The sequence below is a fragment of the Pseudomonas sp. 21615526 genome, assembly GCF_013386245.1.
Classification (GTDB): domain Bacteria; phylum Pseudomonadota; class Gammaproteobacteria; order Pseudomonadales; family Pseudomonadaceae; genus Aquipseudomonas.
Genome location: NZ_JACAOM010000006.1, coordinates 109032 through 124240 on the forward strand (window position 1 = coordinate 109032; position 15209 = coordinate 124240).

A 15209-nucleotide genomic window follows, 5' to 3' on the forward strand; every position below is an offset into this window, starting at 1 on the left:
ATTTAAAACGCCACGTGAGGGCGATAACACCCTATCATGACCATATTATTTCGATATGTTTCAGCTCAGGCATGATGCCCCACGGGTTGACTGACTCCTTTGCCTGGCCGGCCAGTCAATCGCAGACGGTTTTGAAGCAATCGAAAACCGCCCGATGGAGCCCAGTTTCATGAGTAAGAGTGTCATCCGCAAACGCCTGGCGTCCGCCGCCTGGGTCCTTGGCGTCTTGCTGTTCATTTATTGTTTCCCCAAGACCACCCTGGTGTTTCTGCTGCTGGTGGTGTTCTGCGGCCTGTACGATTTCCTGCGCAATGGCCTGTACGACGGCGCGACCATCAAGAAGTATTTCATCGGCAACGGCCGCAATACCTGGTTGCTGGCGCCGTTCAACACGCTGTTTGACCTGATGAGCCAGCGCAATCGCCACGTTTATAAAATGAACGACCTGCCGCCGGCCTGGCGCGAAGACCTGCAAAAGGTGATCGACGACGCCATGGCCAACAAAGACGAGATCATCCAGTACCTGGACGAGCGCATGGCCGAGAAAAAACGCGGCATGCTGTTTTTCCAATGGTACGGCCGCCCGATCGAGACCACCCTGGATATCCCGCAACTGCGGGAAAAACTGCCCTACGTGAAAACCATCGGCGTGTCGGTATTCAACGAAAACCGTTCCACCTCGTTTCACTTCGGCCCGCTGCGCATGATGTTCCGCGTGCTCTACAACATGGCACCGGCGCCCCATCACGACGGCGTCTACATCCAGGTCGGCAAGCACAAACACTACTGGCACGATGATCCGCTGTTTATCTTCGATGACACGCTGATGCATGCCTCCTTCAACAAGAACGACGCCAAGCGCTACTGCCTGTTCATCGACATCGTGCGGCCAACCCTGGTGCCGTCGGTGCTCAACGGCCTGATCGCGGGCTTTGCCGGAGCAGTCTTTACCCTGCGTCGGTTTTTCTACAAAAACTGGAAGCTGATTCAGTAACTTCTGCGGCATGATGGTGCGCGACGGTGTTTGCGCTCGGCTCCAGTGCCGGGGAAAATGCCAGTCCAATGCGACCGAAAACGGCGCGCACTATCCTCAAGCCACTGGCCATGCCTGGTCCGGTGGCTGTGCTTTCAGGGAATCAGAATGCCCCAAAGACAAGTCATCAATGCCTCCGTAAGCCCTAAAGGCAGCCTTGAAACGCTGTCGCAACGTGAAGTCCAGCAACTGAGCGAAGCCGGTACCGGCAGCATCTACACCCTCTTCCGTCAATGCGCCCTGGCCATCCTCAACACCGGCGCGCACATCGACAACGCCAAGACCATCCTCGACGCCTATAAAGATTTCGAAGTGCGCATCCACCAGCAGGACCGTGGCGTGCGCCTGGAACTGTTGAATGCACCGGCTGACGCGTTCGTCGATGGTGAAATGATCGCCAGTACCCGGGAGATGCTGTTCAGCGCCCTGCGTGACATCGTCTACACCGAAAACGAACTGGACAGCCAGCGCATCGACCTGAGCAGCTCCCAGGGCATCACCGACTACGTGTTCCACCTGCTGCGCAACGCCCGCACCCTGCGCCCGGGCGTCGAGCCGAAGATCGTGGTGTGCTGGGGCGGGCACTCGATCAATACCGAAGAATACAAATACACCAAGAAAGTCGGCCACGAACTCGGCCTGCGCAGCCTCGACGTGTGCACCGGCTGCGGCCCCGGCGTGATGAAAGGCCCGATGAAGGGCGCGACCATTTCCCACGCCAAGCAACGCATTACCGGCGGGCGCTACCTGGGCCTGACCGAGCCGGGGATCATCGCCGCCGAGGCGCCGAACCCGATCGTCAATGAGCTGGTGATTTTGCCGGACATCGAAAAGCGCCTGGAAGCCTTCGTGCGCGTCGGCCACGGCATCATCATCTTCCCGGGCGGCGCCGGCACCGCCGAAGAGTTCCTGTACCTGCTGGGCATCCTGATGCACCCGGACAACCGCGACGTGCCGTTCCCGGTGATCCTCACCGGGCCGAAACACGCCGCGCCGTACCTGCAACAGTTGCACGCGTTCGTCGGCGCGACCCTGGGCGAAGCGGCCCAGGCTCATTACCAGATCATCATTGACGACCCGGCTGAGGTGGCCCGGCAGATGACCGTCGGCTTGAAAGCGGTCAAACAGTTCCGCCGCGAGCGCAACGACGCGTTCCACTTCAACTGGCTGCTGAAGATCGACGAGGGCTTCCAGCGCCCGTTCGACCCGACCCACGCCAACATGGCCAGCCTGCAACTGAGCCACGCGCTGCCGCCCCATGAACTGGCGGCCAACCTGCGCCGGGCGTTCTCGGGGATTGTGGCGGGCAACGTCAAGGACAAGGGCATCCGCCTGATCGAGCAAAACGGGCCGTATGAGATTCATGGCGACCCGGCGATCATGAAACCGCTGGATGAGTTGCTGAAGGCGTTCGTAGAGCAGCACCGGATGAAACTGCCAGGCGGCGCCGCCTACGTGCCGTGCTACCGCGTGGTGCAGTGAGTCAGCGCTGAACCGCTACGCACTTGATCTCCAGCAGCAAGCCTGGGTTGGCCAGTTCTGATACGCCAATGACCGTCCAGGCGCACAACCCGCGAGGGAACAGGCGGTTTTTCACTTCACGGAATACCGCCATGTGCTCGCTCATGTTCACGTGGTAGGTGGTCATGTCGACCACGTCTTCAAACGTACAGCCCCCCTCCTCCAATACCAGGCGCAGGCTCTCCCAGGCGGCGACGAACTGTGCCTCGGGATCGGTGATGACTTCCAGGTGTTCCGTGCGGCCGACCTGCCCTGCGCAGTACAGGGTCTTGCCGACTTTTACGGCCGGGACGTAGCCGGCGCGCTCGACGATGGGGTGCATGGAAGTGGGGATGATGAGGTGGCGGTCGGTCATATGTTGTATCTCTTAAGGCTGGTTTCAGGCGTGTCGACGGGAAACGTTCGGACTATCGTTTTACCTGTTCCGACCCACCCACGCCAGATGAGTAACCTATGGACCAATGGATCTTGCCCTCCACTATTCCTTACCCTAAGGTAAGGAGTATCACGAGAGAGGCTTTCAACATGGCTACCGCCACACTCACTTCAAAAGGCCAAATAACCATTCCCGTTCAAGTCAGGGCCGCACTTGGGCTGAACACTGGCGACCGGGTCGAATTCGTCGAAATGGAAGAGGGCAAGTTTGCGATCATCGCGGCCAGCAAGACTGTGTTGGACCTCAAAGGGCTGATCCGCAAACCCGCCAAGCCCGTCAGCATCGAAGAAATGAACCTGGCCATCGCTGCACAGGGAGCCAAAGCACGATGATTGGACTGGATACCAATGTGCTGGTGCGTTACGTCACCCAGGATGATCCCGTCCAATCGCCAAAGGCATCCAGACTGATCGAGTCGCTCACCACTGCCTCGCCGGGTTTTGTCAGCCTGGTTTCAGTAGTGGAATTGGTGTGGGTCCTGCAGTCCAGTTACCAGTCAGCCAAGAGTGAAGTGGTTGCGGTCCTGGAGACGCTGCTGCGTACCCGCGAACTGACCGTAGAGCACGCCGACGTTATCTGGCAGGCACTCCGGCGATTTACAAGCACCAGGGCCGATTTCGCCGACTGCCTGATTGAACGCTGCGCCCACGCAGCAGGCTGTGAATATACGGCGACATTTGATGTCAGCGCGGCCAAGGCTACAGGCATGCAGCGGCTGACCTGAGGCGTCGCGTTGCAGAAGCGTCAAGGCTTTGGTAGAAAATGCCCTTACTGACTTTATCCAGAGACAAGACCAACGTGCGCACGCTTTTTCTCGCCGGCCTGGCATTAACGTCCCCATTGACCCTCGCCGAAGCCATCGCCTGGCCCGACCTGCCCGACACCTGCTTTGTCAGCGGTCGCTCCGCTACCAGTCAGGATGTGGACACCGGTTGTGCGGCGTTTCTGATCAATGTGAAGGGCAAGGCGGCAGGCACGCCGATCAAGCTGGATATCCCGCAGTACGCCATGCATGTCGACGAAGGCACCGGCAAGGAAACACCGGTGATCCTCATCCAGGCGGAAGAGAATGGCGATGTTAAAGCGGTAGGTTACAAGGAGCTTGGCACCGGCCAGTTGGGCGCGGCGCTGCTCAGGGAAGTTCGGCTTCTGGGTACGAAGAAGCCGATTTAAGCCATCGGAAAACGGTCAGCGAACCCAACCGCCGCCCTGCCAGTGATAGCCGTCGTTACGCTGCTCCCAATGCGGGTGAACATAACGGTAACCTGGCCGTACCGGCTCCCAGTGGCCGTGAACCGCCACATAGCGCCCGCCTTCCCAACGCCAGTAGCCACGCGACCACAGGTAACCTGGCCGCCCTTCGGGCTCGACCTCGATAACCTGCACCGGCGGCGGTTGCGGCGCGACGACTTCTACATATTCACGCTGCACCGGTCGTCGATCATGTACGACCCGCTCCTCCACACACCCGGAAGCCGCGACGACCAAAGCCGCCAATGCCGCATAACGTAACAACATACAGAATCCTCGGGCGTGACCGCCCAGCGTTTATACCGGTAAAAAAATGCCCCCTTGTTCCAGCCGCGCTCCTGCTCGGCCATAAGACTTTTTAACAGGTGCCAACTGTCAGCTTGCTGAACCCACGGGCAGACAGCAGGTAAAGAAAAACTGACCTTTTCAAGAGGCACAGACTGCGACCGGCTGTTTCAGTCGCACCAGAATCAGCCCGGCCACCACCACGGCGATCCCTGCATACGTCGATGCATGAATCTCATCGCCAAACATCAGTGCCGCCCACACCAGTGTCACGGGAGGCTCCAGGTACACCAATGTCGCCACATGGGTAGCCGTCATTACGCGCAACAACATCCACAGGCTCAGGTAAGCCACGAAGGTAGAGAACACCGTCAGCCAAACGATGGAGATCAATACGTCGGGGGTCTGCGGAATGCTCAGCGTATCGGTGTACAGCACCGCTGCAGCAAAGCCGATCAAGGTCAGCAACGACTGGATAAACAACGCCAGGCTCAGGTCGCCGGAATCAGTGCGGGCCGCCCGCCGTTCGTACAGCGTGGCCACGGTCAGACCGAGTGCCGACACCAGGGGCAATACATACATGACCCACCCGACTTCGGCCCCGCTGTTGCGGTATTGCCCGAAGATGACGATCGACACGCCGGCAAAACCGATCATCAACCCCAGCCACTGCCAGCCGCCGCTGCGTTCGGCGTGGCTACCCGATGACAGCGCCGCCGTCATCAATGGCTGCAGGGCCGCGATGATCGCCGCAATCCCCGGCGGCAAACCGTTCTGGATCGCCACGTAGACACAGGTCAAATAGAGAAACTGCGAGAGGAAACCCACCACCGCGTGATGGCGGATCTGTGCCCAGGAAACCTTCAGCAGCCGCACGTTCAAAAACAGCGCCAGGCACAACGACACCAGCAAGAAACGCCAGAACAGCACGTTGAACACGCCATCACTCCGGGTCGCCAGTTTCGCGCCGATAAACCCCGAACTCCACGACAGCACGAACACCGCCTGTAACAGCAACCGCCCCACGGTTGATCGCTTCATTGAGCCTCCGGTTCGCTTGATTGACCAAAAGGCTAAGTGCCGCGCATGATTCTGTATATTTGAATAATCTGTACCACTAATCCTTAAAAGTGGAATCATGAGCAAACAACTGAATATTGACCTGTTGCGCACTTTCCACGCGGTGGCGCGCTTCCAGCGATTCAACGAAGCGGCCAATCATGTGCACCGCAGTGCCTCGACGGTGACCACGCAGATCCAGAAGCTCGAAGACCAGGTCGGCCAACGCCTGTTCAGCCGCAGCAACCAGGGGGTTGAACTGACGATGTACGGCAAGAAACTCCTGGGCGAAACCACCGAATTCCTCAAGAGCCACGACCGCTTGCTGGCCTCCCTCACGCCGCAACGCATGCAGGGCAAGATTCGCCTGGGTTTGCCTGATTCTTACGCGCCAGACTTCATGCAGGAGTTCCTGCCCCGCCTGGTCGCCGACAACCCACTGCTGGAACTGGAGGTAGAGGCGCGCTCCAGTGGCGAACTGCTCACGCTGTTCGCCAGCAGGCAGTTGGACCTGGCCCTGATTGTCAGCGCCCAGCCGTTGGAACAAGGCGAGCGCCTGGGAGAAATCCAGCCGCTGTGGGTGGCCGCCGAACACTTCAGCTGCCCACCGCAGGCGCCACTGCCGATTGCCGTGCAACTGACAGGTTGCCCTTATCGCGCTGCAGCGATTCGAGCGCTGAAGGAGCACGGCACTTACTATCGGGTGCTGCTGGAAAGCGCGAGTTCGCCCGCTGTTGAAGCGTGTATCCGCAGTGGCATGGCGGTGGGGTTGGTGGAAGAAAGCCGCATGGGTAAGGGATTGACGCGCCAGATTGCTGGAGCTGAACTGCCGCCGCTGCCGCTGCATCACCTGTACCTGCTTGGCGACAGCAGCAACCTGTTGGCACTGCATCTGTATGAGCAGGTCAAGGCCGGCTTCAGCGTCTAGGGTGGTCCGAAACGCAACAGCACCGCATCGACAAATCGCCGCAGCTTGGCGGTGCGCTGGCGATTCGCGGTGTAGAGCAAATGCATCTGCCGACTTGGCGCCTCATAGTCCGGCAGCACTCGCACCAACTCACCGCTCTTGAGCGCCGAGCGCAAGAAATCCTCAGGCCCCAGCACAATCCCGAAACCATCCCGCGCGGCCGACATCAAGGCCCGGCTTTCATTCACGTGCAGGCGGCTGGCAACCTGGGCCTTGTGCAGGACGGCGCCTTGGTAGAACGACCATTCGCGATCAGCCGGACGTGACCAGTAGGCGTATCCCAGGCACTCGTGGTGTTCAAGGTCAGCGGGCGTCAGCGGCGTGCCGCGCTCGGCCAGGTATTTGGGTGCCGCACAGACCACCAGGCGGTAGGGCTGCAGCGGCCGGGCGGTGAGGCTGCTGTTCGCCAGCGGGCCGATACGGAACGCCACTTCGTAGCCCTCCTCCACCAGGTCGACAAACCGGTCGGTCAGGTGCAGGTCGATTTCCACCTCGGGGTTGTCGCGTAAAAATTCGGTCACCAGTGGCATCAGGCTGTAGGAGCCAAAAGTCACTGGGGCGCTGATCTTGAGCTTGCCCCGTGGTGTGTCATTCATGATCTGGGCGAGGGAGTCCGCGGCCTCTGCCTCTGTCAGGATATGTTTGCAGCGCTCGTAGTACGCGCTTCCCAACTCCGTCAGGCTTTGCCGGCGTGTGGTGCGGTTGAGCAGGCGTGCGCCCAGACGCCGCTCCAGCGCCGCCACATGCTTGGCTACCATCTGCGGCGACATTTCCAGGCGTTCGGCAGCACGGGCGTAGGACCCCAGCTCGGCAGCCATCACAAAGGCACTCATGCTTGAAAGGCGGTCCATCATTCACAACTCCCAGTAACAACACCAAGACCAGAACGGCCATTTATCCTCATCCAGTAGCCAATCATCATAACGTCTCTCTCAACTCAGGAGCACCGACATGAAAATTGGCATTATCGGAGCAGGCTTTATCGGACGCGCCGTTGCGCAGTTGGCGTTGGCGGCCGGCCATGAAGTGATGTTGAGCAACTCCCGCGGCCCGCAGTCGATGAGCAGCGTGCTGAGTGGCATTCGTGGGGTTCAAGTGGGTACTGCGCAAGACGCCGCGCAATTTGGCGAACTGGTCCTGCTGGCGATTCCGTTCGAACATTACCGCAGCGTGCCGGCGCAGTGGCTGGAAGGCAAAACCGTGATGGATGCCAACAACTACTACCCGAACCGCGACGGCCATATTCCCGTGCTCGACCGCTTTGAAACCACCACCAGCCGGTTGGTGGCCGAGCACCTGTCGCAATCAAATGTGGTGAAAGTGTTCAACGCTATCCTGGCGCCGGACCTGACCCAGGATGCTCGCAGCCGCGGCGCACCCGACCGGCGCGCGCTCCCGGTCGCGGCGGATGACCCGGCAGCCAAGGCGCAAGTCATCGCCCTGCTGGACGAGATCGGCTTCGACGCAGTAGATGCCGGTGGGCTGGATGAGAGCTGGCGGTTTGAACGCGCCAAGCCGGCGTACTGCATACCTCTGGATAAAGAGGGACTGAAGGCAGCGTTGGCAGCTGCAGAGCGGCAGGTCGAAGTACCCGCTCATTGGTGACACCTGCAAAAAAGCCCGCTGACCGTCACCGGTTCAGCGGGCTTTTTACGTTGCGCAGGCCCTGAATCAGGACCACACCAACGTCTTACAGCGCGAGGTCAGAAGCTGGCTTGCTCGGCTCAGCCGCAGGCTTTGCAGCCTCGGTGGCTTTAGGAGCAGTCAGCTGCGGAATCGCAGGTGGAGGCGTCAGCTGCAGAATGTTGGCGGTGTAGGCCCATTCTTTAGCCACAGCTTCAGGGCTGTCGTTCAGCTTGGTGCCGTAGCTAGGCACGATCTGGTGCAGCTTTTCCTGCCAGGCCGGGGAAGCAACCTGTTCCTTGAACACTTTCTGCAGCACGGTCAGCATGATCGGAGCCGCGGTGGACGCGCCTGGCGATGCACCCAGCAGGCCGGCGATGGTGTTGTCGGCGGAGCTGACCACTTCGGTACCGAGTTTCAGGACGCCGCCCTGCTCTTCGTCACGCTTGATGATCTGCACACGCTGACCGGCCTGCCACAGGCGCCAGTCTTCTTTCTTGGCGTTCGGGAAGTACTCTTGCAGCGCCTTGAAGCGGTCGTCATCCGACAGCATCAGTTGGCCGGCGAGGTACTCGACCAGTGGGTATTCGCGGATACCGACTTTGGTCATTGGCCAGATGTTGTGGGTGGTGGTGCTGGTCAGCAGGTCCAGGTACGAGCCTTCTTTCAGGAACTTGGTCGAGAAGGTAGCGAATGGGCCAAACAGAATCACGCGCTTGCCATCCAGCACGCGGGTGTCCAGGTGCGGAACCGACATCGGCGGTGCGCCAACGGAAGCTTTACCGTAGGCCTTGGCCAGGTGCTGCTCGGCAATCGTTGGGTTATCGGTGACCAGGAACGAACCGCCAACAGGGAAGCCCGCGTATTCCTTGGCTTCAGGAATGCCCGACTTCTGCAGCAGGTGCAGTGCACCGCCGCCCGCGCCGATGAACACGAACTTGGCGTCGGTTTCCGTCTTGGTGCCGTCTTTCAGGTTCTTGTAGCTGACACGCCAGGTGCCATCGGCGTTCTTGGTGATGTCCTGCACTTCGCTCGACAGTTTCAGGTCGAACTTCGGCGTAGTTTGCAGGTGAGCGACGAACTGGCGCGTGATCTCGCCGAAGTTCACGTCCGTACCGATCGGGGTCCAGGTGGCCGCGATTTTCTGGTTCGGGTCACGCCCTTCCATCATCAGCGGAACCCATTTGGCGATTTGCGCCGGGTCCTCGGAGTACTGCATGCCGGCGAACAGCGGGCTCGCCTGCAGCGCTTCGTAACGCTTCTTCAGGAACTTGATGTTGTCATCGCCCCACACGAAGCTCATGTGCGGAGTGGAGTTGATGAACGAACGCGGGTTCTTCAGGACGCCCTGCTGAACCTGCCAGGACCAGAACTGACGGGAGATCTGGAACGCTTCGTTGATCTCGACCGCTTTCGGGATCTCAACATTGCCGTTCTTGTCTTCCGGGGTGTAGTTCAGCTCAGCCAAAGCCGAGTGACCGGTACCGGCGTTGTTCCAGCCGTTGGAGCTTTCTTCGGCCACGCCATCGAGGCGCTCGACCATCTCCATCGACCAGTCCGGTTGCAGCTCATTGAGCCACACACCCAGGGTTGCACTCATGATGCCGCCGCCGATCAGCAGCACATCGACTTTCTTTGCCTCTTCCGCGTGAACGGAAGTGATCCCCATCGACAAAGCCAGCCCCAGCAGGGCAGTGTTTACTTTTTTAAACATCAGTAGCACCTATGATAAAACGCCATCCGCCCCACTGCCCCTGATCATGGGCAACCCTCAATCACGCTGCGCCAGGCAACGCACCGCGGGGTGTGCACATTCATTCGGGGACCGCAGGGTGGGCACACAAGGCCGACGTATCGACCTCACTTTTATGTCCCTTCTGCGCTGACTTCTTATCATTATTGGCTTCAGCTACCTGGGCGCCAGCTAACCACCGGGACGTATACGGTTGTACGTACTCGATAGAGGCTAGACCAAGATGGCGCGCAGAATATCACGCTCGGCGCCTTATATGGACTCAGCGGTCGGGCGGCCATCAGTTCGCCAGTTTTTAAGATTCGTCTCATGTGCCTCTAAAACACAGCATTGCACTATGGATTGGCTTACCTGACGGGTAGGCAGACAACCTTCCTTCTCTTAAAAGAGGCACTGCAATGCTGAACAAACTGAGCCAACTCACCCTCGCCTGCGGCGCTTGCTGGTTGCTGGCCGGCACCGCTCAGGCGGCGGACGGGCAGATCGAATTCACCGGTTCCGTCACCGATAACGCCTGCACCATCACCACCGGCGACGTGAACAAGTCGGTGACTCTGGACCCGGTGCGCATCGCTGACTTCGCGCCCACCGTGGGTTCGGTGCTCACCGATAAAGCTAAGCCGTTTTCCATCAGCCTGGACAACTGCAGCACCGCGACCCGTAAAAACGTCGCGATCACCTTCAGCGGCCAGCAAGACGCCAGCGACCCGACATTACTGGGCCTGACCGGTGAAAACCAGGTGCGCGGCATCGCGATCCAGATCACCGACTCCCGTAACGGCAACAAACTGCCACTGAACACGCCGACCGCCGATTACGACCTGCGTGCACAGTCCAATACCTTCGACTTTACCGCTGCCTACGTGCGCACCGTCGCCGACACCACCACCGGTGAAGGCGACGACGCGGTGACCACCTCCGGCATCAGCACCGGTCAGGTGCACGCGCTGGCCAGCTTCGACGTTACCTACAAGTAATTGCTCGTCAACACCGTGGGCCAGGCGTTCGCGCGCCGGCCCGCGGGCTTCCGGAGGTCCCCCTGTCATGCGTTTGAAAGTCTATCTTCTGCTCGCCCTGCTGCCGCTCTGGCACAGCGCCGCCAACGCCGCCGTCACCGTCGGCGCCACGCGACTGATCTACGACGGCGCTTCCAACGAAGCCAACCTGAGCGTCAGCAACCGCGACGACACCTCGCCTTACCTCGTGCAGTCCTGGGTCAGCCACTTCGGCAGTGGCAACGAGGAAAGCGTCGATAACTTTATCGTCACGCCGCCGCTGTTCCGGCTGGATGCCGACAAGGAAAATATCCTGCGCATCATTTTTACCGGTGGCCCAGAAGTGCCCCAGGACCGCGAAAGCCTGTTCCTGATGAACGTCAAGGCAATCCCGGCCATGAGCGACGATCAAAAAGGCAAGAACGTGCTGCAGATCGCGCTCAAGACCACGATCAAACTGTTCTACCGCCCGGCCGGCCTCAAAGGTTCGCTCAAGGACGCGGTGGCGCAAGTGAACTGGAAGGCCCAAGCGGGTGCATTGGCCGTCAATAACGCCTCCAAGCTGCACGTGGTGGTCAGCGAACTGAAGCTCAACGGCCTGCCGATCACCCAGGCGCCGGATGTGCTGCGCCCAGGCGAAGCGCGTGAGCTGCCGATCCAGGCAAAGGCCGGCGATGAAGTGCAACTGAGCTACATCGATGACTACGGCAGCATCGTGACCGCCCCCGTCATCCGCATTCACTGATACCCACGCGACAACCCCGGAACGCCTTTTCAGGAACGACCATGCTCCGTTCATTCCCAGTCATGCGCCGTCGGGCCGTGAAGGCTTTCGGCTGCCCGCTCGTGGCCGCCGCCGCCTTGCACCTGGCCCCCGCACACGCCGGCTACGAGTTCGATGCGTCGTTTCTCGAAATCGGCGGCGGGCAGAGTTCGGCCGCTGTGAAACAACAGGTCAGCGCCATGAGCGACGGCCAGTTGCCGGGGATTTACCGGGTGGATATCCAGCTCAACCAGCGCTCGATCGAACAGCGTGATGTGCGTTTCATCCGCGCCACCGGCACCCAGGAACGCTCGAGCACCGGCCTGTTCCCCTGCCTGGATGTCGAGTTCTTCCGCGCCCAGGGCGTGGCCGACACGGCCCTGCAAAACCGCACCGACGCCGACCCCACCTGCATTGCGTTCGATCAGGGCCTGGCCGGCGTGAGCTACGACTACGACTTCAACCGCCAGATCCTGTCGATTGAAATCCCACAGGCCTACCTGGGCAGCATCCCTTTTGAAGTGCGCCGTCGGCAATGGAGTAACGGCGAACAGGTGGCCTTCACCAACTACAGCTTCACCGGCAGCACCGTGGAGTCCGATACCGGCCGCCGCCAGGACCAGTTCGGCAGCCTGAGGAGCGGCGTGAATGCCGGGGCCTGGCGCCTGCGCAATTTTTCGACCTGGCAAAAAGGCAGCACCACGCCCGGGCGCTGGGAGTCGCTGGAAACCTACGCCCAGCGCGACATGGGCAATATGATGGCGATCGCCACCCTGGGCGATTCCACCACCGAAGGCGACCTGTTTGACGCGATCCCCTATCGCGGGCTGGGCATCGCCTCTGATCTGGACATGCTGCCCGACCAGGCCCGCGAATTCGCCCCGGTGATTCGCGGCATTGCCAATGGCCGCTCGCGGGTGATCATCCGCCAGCGCGGCTATGTGATCCATGAGCAATGGGTGCCGTCGGGGCCGTTCGCCTTGACCGACCTGTACCCCACCGCCAGCAATGGCGACATCGAAGTCACCGTGGAAGGCCCGGACGGCCAGCGCCAGGTCTACACCCAGTCGTTCTCGTCGGTGCCCTACATGCTGCGCGAAGGCCAGCAAAGCTATTCGGTATTCGCCGGCCAATACCGCCCGGCGCAATCGTCCTTTGTGCAGCAAACCCCAACATTTATCCAGGCCTCCCTACGACGCGGTTTGAGCGGCAGCACCACGCTGTTTGGCGGCAGCCTGCTGAGTAATCAATACAACGCCGGCCTGCTGGGTTTTGCCCACGACTTTGCCGGCTTTGGCGCGATCTCGGTGGACGTGACCCACGCCCGCAGCGACGCCGTGGGCCGGGAGAAAACCACGTCCAGCGGCCAGTCGTTTCGCTTTCGCTATTCCAAGTCCCTGGCGGCCACCGACACCAACTTCAGCCTGATCGGCTACCGCTACTCCACCGGCGGCTACTACTCGTTCAACGAAGCGCTGAACAGCCGCAGCACCGAGCAAACCCTGGACACGTACCGCAGCGGCCACATGAAAAGCAACTTCACCGCCAACGTGTCGCAGCAATTGGGCGGCTACGGCGGGGTCTATGCCAACGTGTCGAAAACCGCCTACTGGGACAAGAGCAAGGCCGACACCTCGATCCAATTGGGATACAGCGCGAGCGTCGGGGACATTTCCTACTCCCTTGGGCTGGGCCTGAACAAAGGCGCCAACAGCGACGACCGCAGCCTGTCCCTGAGCATCAGCATGCCCCTGGGCGGCACGCGCAGCCAGCGCGTTACGGCCAACATGAACCAGAGCGTGCGGGGCTCGGCATCACGCACCGCGACCCTGAGCGGCAACGCGTTCGAGGACGATACGCTGGCCTACAGCGCGGGTGTGTCGCAGCAAGTCAGCGGCGCGCAACGCCAGACCGGCGGCACCTTCGCCGCGCAATACGACGCGCCCAACGCGATTGTGCGCGGTGCCTATAACGAGACCACCGGCAGCCGCCAACTGGACATGGGCGTCGAAGGTTCGGTGGTGGCGTATGGCAGCAACCTGATGTTCAGCCAGCCATTGGGCGAAACCAATGTGATCGTCGCCACACCGGGCGCCGCCGACGTGGGCATCAGCAACAAGCGCGGTGTGCGCACCAACAGCAATGGCTACACCGTGGTGCCGCAAGCCCTGCCCTATCGCAAAAACCGCGTGTCGCTGGACACCCAGTCGATGCCGTCTGACGTCGACATCGCCGAGCCGGTGCAGGAAGTCACGCCAAACCGCGGCGCGTTTGTACTGGCCGACTTCGACACCCGGCGCGGCCAACGCATCCTGTTTCGCATCAGCGACACCCTTGGCGAAGCAGCGCCGTTTGCCGCCCGCGCCGAATTGTTTGCCCCGGATGGCCGCGCCCTCGGCAACACCCTGGTGGCCGACAAAGGCCGCGCGTTCCTGACCGGCGTGCCGCCCGAGGCGCGGTTGTTGGTCAGCGTCGACGGCCAGCCGTGGTGCAGCCGCGAATTGAAGCTGGACGAAACAGCGCCTGCCGACGGCGGCATCACCCAAATGAATATTCAATGTGAGCGCGCGGCCGGTGGGTCGGGTGCCAAGGATTCCTGACATGATCGTTAAAGCAACACATAAGGTGCGTGGACGGCTGATGCTTGCGCTGTTGTGCGCAGTATTGAGCTGCCTTTCACAACAGGCGCAAGCGTTGGTCGAAGGGAATCTCAACTGCACAGTGCCAGGCGTTCCGAGCGGCGGCTACACGTTTACACCGGGCCAGGCGATCAGGATCGTCTTCGAGGGCACGTGCACCGTTCGCCGCGCATTCCCCTATTCAGCCGGTTTAAATACGCGAATCAACTACATGAGCGGCCCGAATCAAGCCCCGTTGAGATGGTCCGACCCGTATAACAACATCTATTTATACGATCTGAATATCGGCCAATACAGCCGCAATTGCCTGGGCGGCTACTGCCGGCCTCTACCCCTTAATACTGTGGTGCCTTACCGCTACATTCTGGTGGGCACAGCACCCCAAACTGCAGGCACACGTTGGATAGGGGTGTTGCTGGGCGTTACCTCGGAAAACTGGCTGGGTTATGGCGAGTGGTTTCTTAACACAGGGTTTTCATACACCGTAGTCCCGCCTGCCTGCAGCCTGAGTTCACCCGGCAGCGTCAACCTGCGCTTCGGCTCTATCAGCAACAGCGACATCAATAACCAGATGCAGTCGACCACAGTGTCAATTAAATGCTCGGCGCAGATGCGAGCCAACGTCTACCTGCTTCCAAACCAGACGGTAGTCAGCCCTACTACCGGTGTGACGCGCACCTCGCTGGCAGGTTTGAACATGCAGGCGCTGTGGACCGACACCCTGAACCCGGTGAACTTCACTACCCCGCGCTTTATGCAGTTACGCGTGGGCAGCAATGACGTAAACCTGAGCTTCAAGCCACAACTGGCGGCCGGGCAATCACCGACGGGTGCGTTTCAGAGCCAATACACGCTGAACATCGACTATCAATGAGGGCCTTGCC

At 60.5% G+C, this 15209-nt stretch carries 16 protein-coding genes; 11 read left to right on the top strand and 5 right to left on the bottom strand.

What is annotated here, in order from left to right:
• Nucleotides 1-169: 169 nt before the first annotated feature.
• Together HX786_RS02575 and ppnN are read left to right on the top strand one after the other, a co-directional pair.
• Nucleotides 170-994, top strand: a complete 825-nt coding sequence (locus tag HX786_RS02575; RefSeq protein WP_177046062.1) for an aspartyl/asparaginyl beta-hydroxylase domain-containing protein — start codon at nt 170-172, stop codon at nt 992-994.
• Between the two features lie 147 nt (nt 995-1141).
• Entirely contained in the window at nt 1142-2515 is a 1374-nt protein-coding gene (gene ppnN, locus HX786_RS02580) for a nucleotide 5'-monophosphate nucleosidase PpnN (RefSeq protein ID WP_003218868.1), read from the top strand.
• Between the two features lies 1 nt (nt 2516).
• Here ppnN and HX786_RS02585 read toward each other — a convergent pair whose 3' ends face one another.
• Nucleotides 2517-2909, bottom strand: coding sequence for a RidA family protein (locus tag HX786_RS02585; protein ID WP_003218870.1), 393 nt, complete (start codon nt 2907-2909; stop codon nt 2517-2519).
• Nucleotides 2910-3007: 98 nt separating this feature from the next.
• Here HX786_RS02585 and HX786_RS02590 point away from each other — a divergent pair, with 98 nt between their 5' ends.
• The 3 genes from HX786_RS02590 to HX786_RS02600 all read left to right on the top strand — a co-directional run bounded on the left by HX786_RS02590 (nt 3008) and on the right by HX786_RS02600 (nt 4163).
• Nucleotides 3008-3322 (top strand): AbrB/MazE/SpoVT family DNA-binding domain-containing protein, encoded by a 315-nt coding sequence (locus HX786_RS02590; RefSeq protein ID WP_003218872.1) that lies wholly within the window; start codon nt 3008-3010, stop codon nt 3320-3322.
• Complete coding sequence (locus tag HX786_RS02595; RefSeq protein ID WP_177040083.1) at nt 3319-3714, top strand: PIN domain-containing protein; 396 nt, start codon at nt 3319-3321, stop codon at nt 3712-3714. Before HX786_RS02590 ends, HX786_RS02595 begins: the two co-directional genes overlap by 4 nt.
• 74 nt (nt 3715-3788) lie before the next feature.
• On the top strand, nt 3789-4163 hold the full coding sequence (locus tag HX786_RS02600; RefSeq protein ID WP_032899669.1) for a hypothetical protein: 375 nt from the start codon (nt 3789-3791) through the stop codon (nt 4161-4163).
• Nucleotides 4164-4178: 15 nt separating this feature from the next.
• Here HX786_RS02600 and HX786_RS02605 read toward each other — a convergent pair whose 3' ends face one another.
• Nucleotides 4179-4508, bottom strand: coding sequence for a YXWGXW repeat-containing protein (locus HX786_RS02605; protein ID WP_023659079.1), 330 nt, complete (start codon nt 4506-4508; stop codon nt 4179-4181).
• Nucleotides 4509-4667: 159 nt separating this feature from the next.
• Nucleotides 4668-5567: a DMT family transporter gene (locus HX786_RS02610; protein ID WP_178911682.1), complete on the bottom strand. Its 900-nt coding sequence runs from the start codon at nt 5565-5567 to the stop codon at nt 4668-4670.
• A 97-nt stretch (nt 5568-5664) separates the two neighbouring features.
• Here HX786_RS02610 and HX786_RS02615 point away from each other — a divergent pair, with 97 nt between their 5' ends.
• Nucleotides 5665-6513 (top strand): LysR substrate-binding domain-containing protein, encoded by an 849-nt coding sequence (locus HX786_RS02615; protein ID WP_134325972.1) that lies wholly within the window; start codon nt 5665-5667, stop codon nt 6511-6513.
• Here HX786_RS02615 and HX786_RS02620 read toward each other — a convergent pair.
• Nucleotides 6510-7406, bottom strand: a complete 897-nt coding sequence (locus tag HX786_RS02620) for a LysR family transcriptional regulator (RefSeq protein WP_256734836.1) — start codon at nt 7404-7406, stop codon at nt 6510-6512. The two genes, HX786_RS02615 and HX786_RS02620, sit on opposite strands and share 4 nt — an antisense overlap.
• A 97-nt stretch (nt 7407-7503) precedes the next feature.
• Here HX786_RS02620 and HX786_RS02625 point away from each other — a divergent pair, with 97 nt between their 5' ends.
• Nucleotides 7504-8157, top strand: a complete 654-nt coding sequence (locus HX786_RS02625; RefSeq protein WP_008437644.1) for an NADPH-dependent F420 reductase — start codon at nt 7504-7506, stop codon at nt 8155-8157.
• Between the two features lie 85 nt (nt 8158-8242).
• Here HX786_RS02625 and mqo read toward each other — a convergent pair whose 3' ends face one another.
• Entirely contained in the window at nt 8243-9889 is a 1647-nt protein-coding gene (mqo, locus tag HX786_RS02630) for a malate dehydrogenase (quinone) (RefSeq protein WP_003218888.1), read from the bottom strand.
• Nucleotides 9890-10326: 437 nt separating this feature from the next.
• Here mqo and HX786_RS02635 point away from each other — a divergent pair, with 437 nt between their 5' ends.
• The 4 genes from HX786_RS02635 to HX786_RS02650 all read left to right on the top strand — a co-directional run bounded on the left by HX786_RS02635 (nt 10327) and on the right by HX786_RS02650 (nt 15199).
• The gene (locus tag HX786_RS02635) at nt 10327-10905 is read left to right on the top strand and encodes a fimbrial protein (RefSeq protein ID WP_003218890.1); all 579 of its coding nucleotides are present in this window, start codon (nt 10327-10329) and stop codon (nt 10903-10905) included.
• A 67-nt stretch (nt 10906-10972) separates the two neighbouring features.
• Complete coding sequence (locus tag HX786_RS02640) at nt 10973-11668, top strand: molecular chaperone (protein WP_003218892.1); 696 nt, start codon at nt 10973-10975, stop codon at nt 11666-11668.
• A gap of 41 nt (nt 11669-11709) precedes the next feature.
• Nucleotides 11710-14286, top strand: coding sequence for a fimbria/pilus outer membrane usher protein (locus HX786_RS02645; RefSeq protein ID WP_178911683.1), 2577 nt, complete (start codon nt 11710-11712; stop codon nt 14284-14286).
• A 1-nt stretch (nt 14287) separates the two neighbouring features.
• Nucleotides 14288-15199 (top strand): fimbrial protein, encoded by a 912-nt coding sequence (locus HX786_RS02650; protein ID WP_256348246.1) that lies wholly within the window; start codon nt 14288-14290, stop codon nt 15197-15199.
• Nucleotides 15200-15209 lie beyond the last annotated feature (10 nt).

Coding starts and splice junctions, on each gene's coding strand:
- HX786_RS02575 (WP_177046062.1), top strand. CDS start 170: ATGAGTAAGAGTGTCATCCGCAAACGCCTGGCGTCCGCCGCCTGGGTC.
- ppnN (WP_003218868.1), top strand. CDS start 1,142: ATGCCCCAAAGACAAGTCATCAATGCCTCCGTAAGCCCTAAAGGCAGC.
- HX786_RS02585 (WP_003218870.1), bottom strand. CDS start 2,909: ATGACCGACCGCCACCTCATCATCCCCACTTCCATGCACCCCATCGTC.
- HX786_RS02590 (WP_003218872.1), top strand. CDS start 3,008: ATGGACCAATGGATCTTGCCCTCCACTATTCCTTACCCTAAGGTAAGG.
- HX786_RS02595 (WP_177040083.1), top strand. CDS start 3,319: ATGATTGGACTGGATACCAATGTGCTGGTGCGTTACGTCACCCAGGAT.
- HX786_RS02605 (WP_023659079.1), bottom strand. CDS start 4,508: ATGTTGTTACGTTATGCGGCATTGGCGGCTTTGGTCGTCGCGGCTTCC.
- HX786_RS02610 (WP_178911682.1), bottom strand. CDS start 5,567: ATGAAGCGATCAACCGTGGGGCGGTTGCTGTTACAGGCGGTGTTCGTG.
- HX786_RS02615 (WP_134325972.1), top strand. CDS start 5,665: ATGAGCAAACAACTGAATATTGACCTGTTGCGCACTTTCCACGCGGTG.
- HX786_RS02620 (WP_256734836.1), bottom strand. CDS start 7,406: ATGATGGACCGCCTTTCAAGCATGAGTGCCTTTGTGATGGCTGCCGAG.
- HX786_RS02625 (WP_008437644.1), top strand. CDS start 7,504: ATGAAAATTGGCATTATCGGAGCAGGCTTTATCGGACGCGCCGTTGCG.
- mqo (WP_003218888.1), bottom strand. CDS start 9,889: ATGTTTAAAAAAGTAAACACTGCCCTGCTGGGGCTGGCTTTGTCGATG.
- HX786_RS02635 (WP_003218890.1), top strand. CDS start 10,327: ATGCTGAACAAACTGAGCCAACTCACCCTCGCCTGCGGCGCTTGCTGG.
- HX786_RS02640 (WP_003218892.1), top strand. CDS start 10,973: ATGCGTTTGAAAGTCTATCTTCTGCTCGCCCTGCTGCCGCTCTGGCAC.
- HX786_RS02645 (WP_178911683.1), top strand. CDS start 11,710: ATGCTCCGTTCATTCCCAGTCATGCGCCGTCGGGCCGTGAAGGCTTTC.
- HX786_RS02650 (WP_256348246.1), top strand. CDS start 14,288: ATGATCGTTAAAGCAACACATAAGGTGCGTGGACGGCTGATGCTTGCG.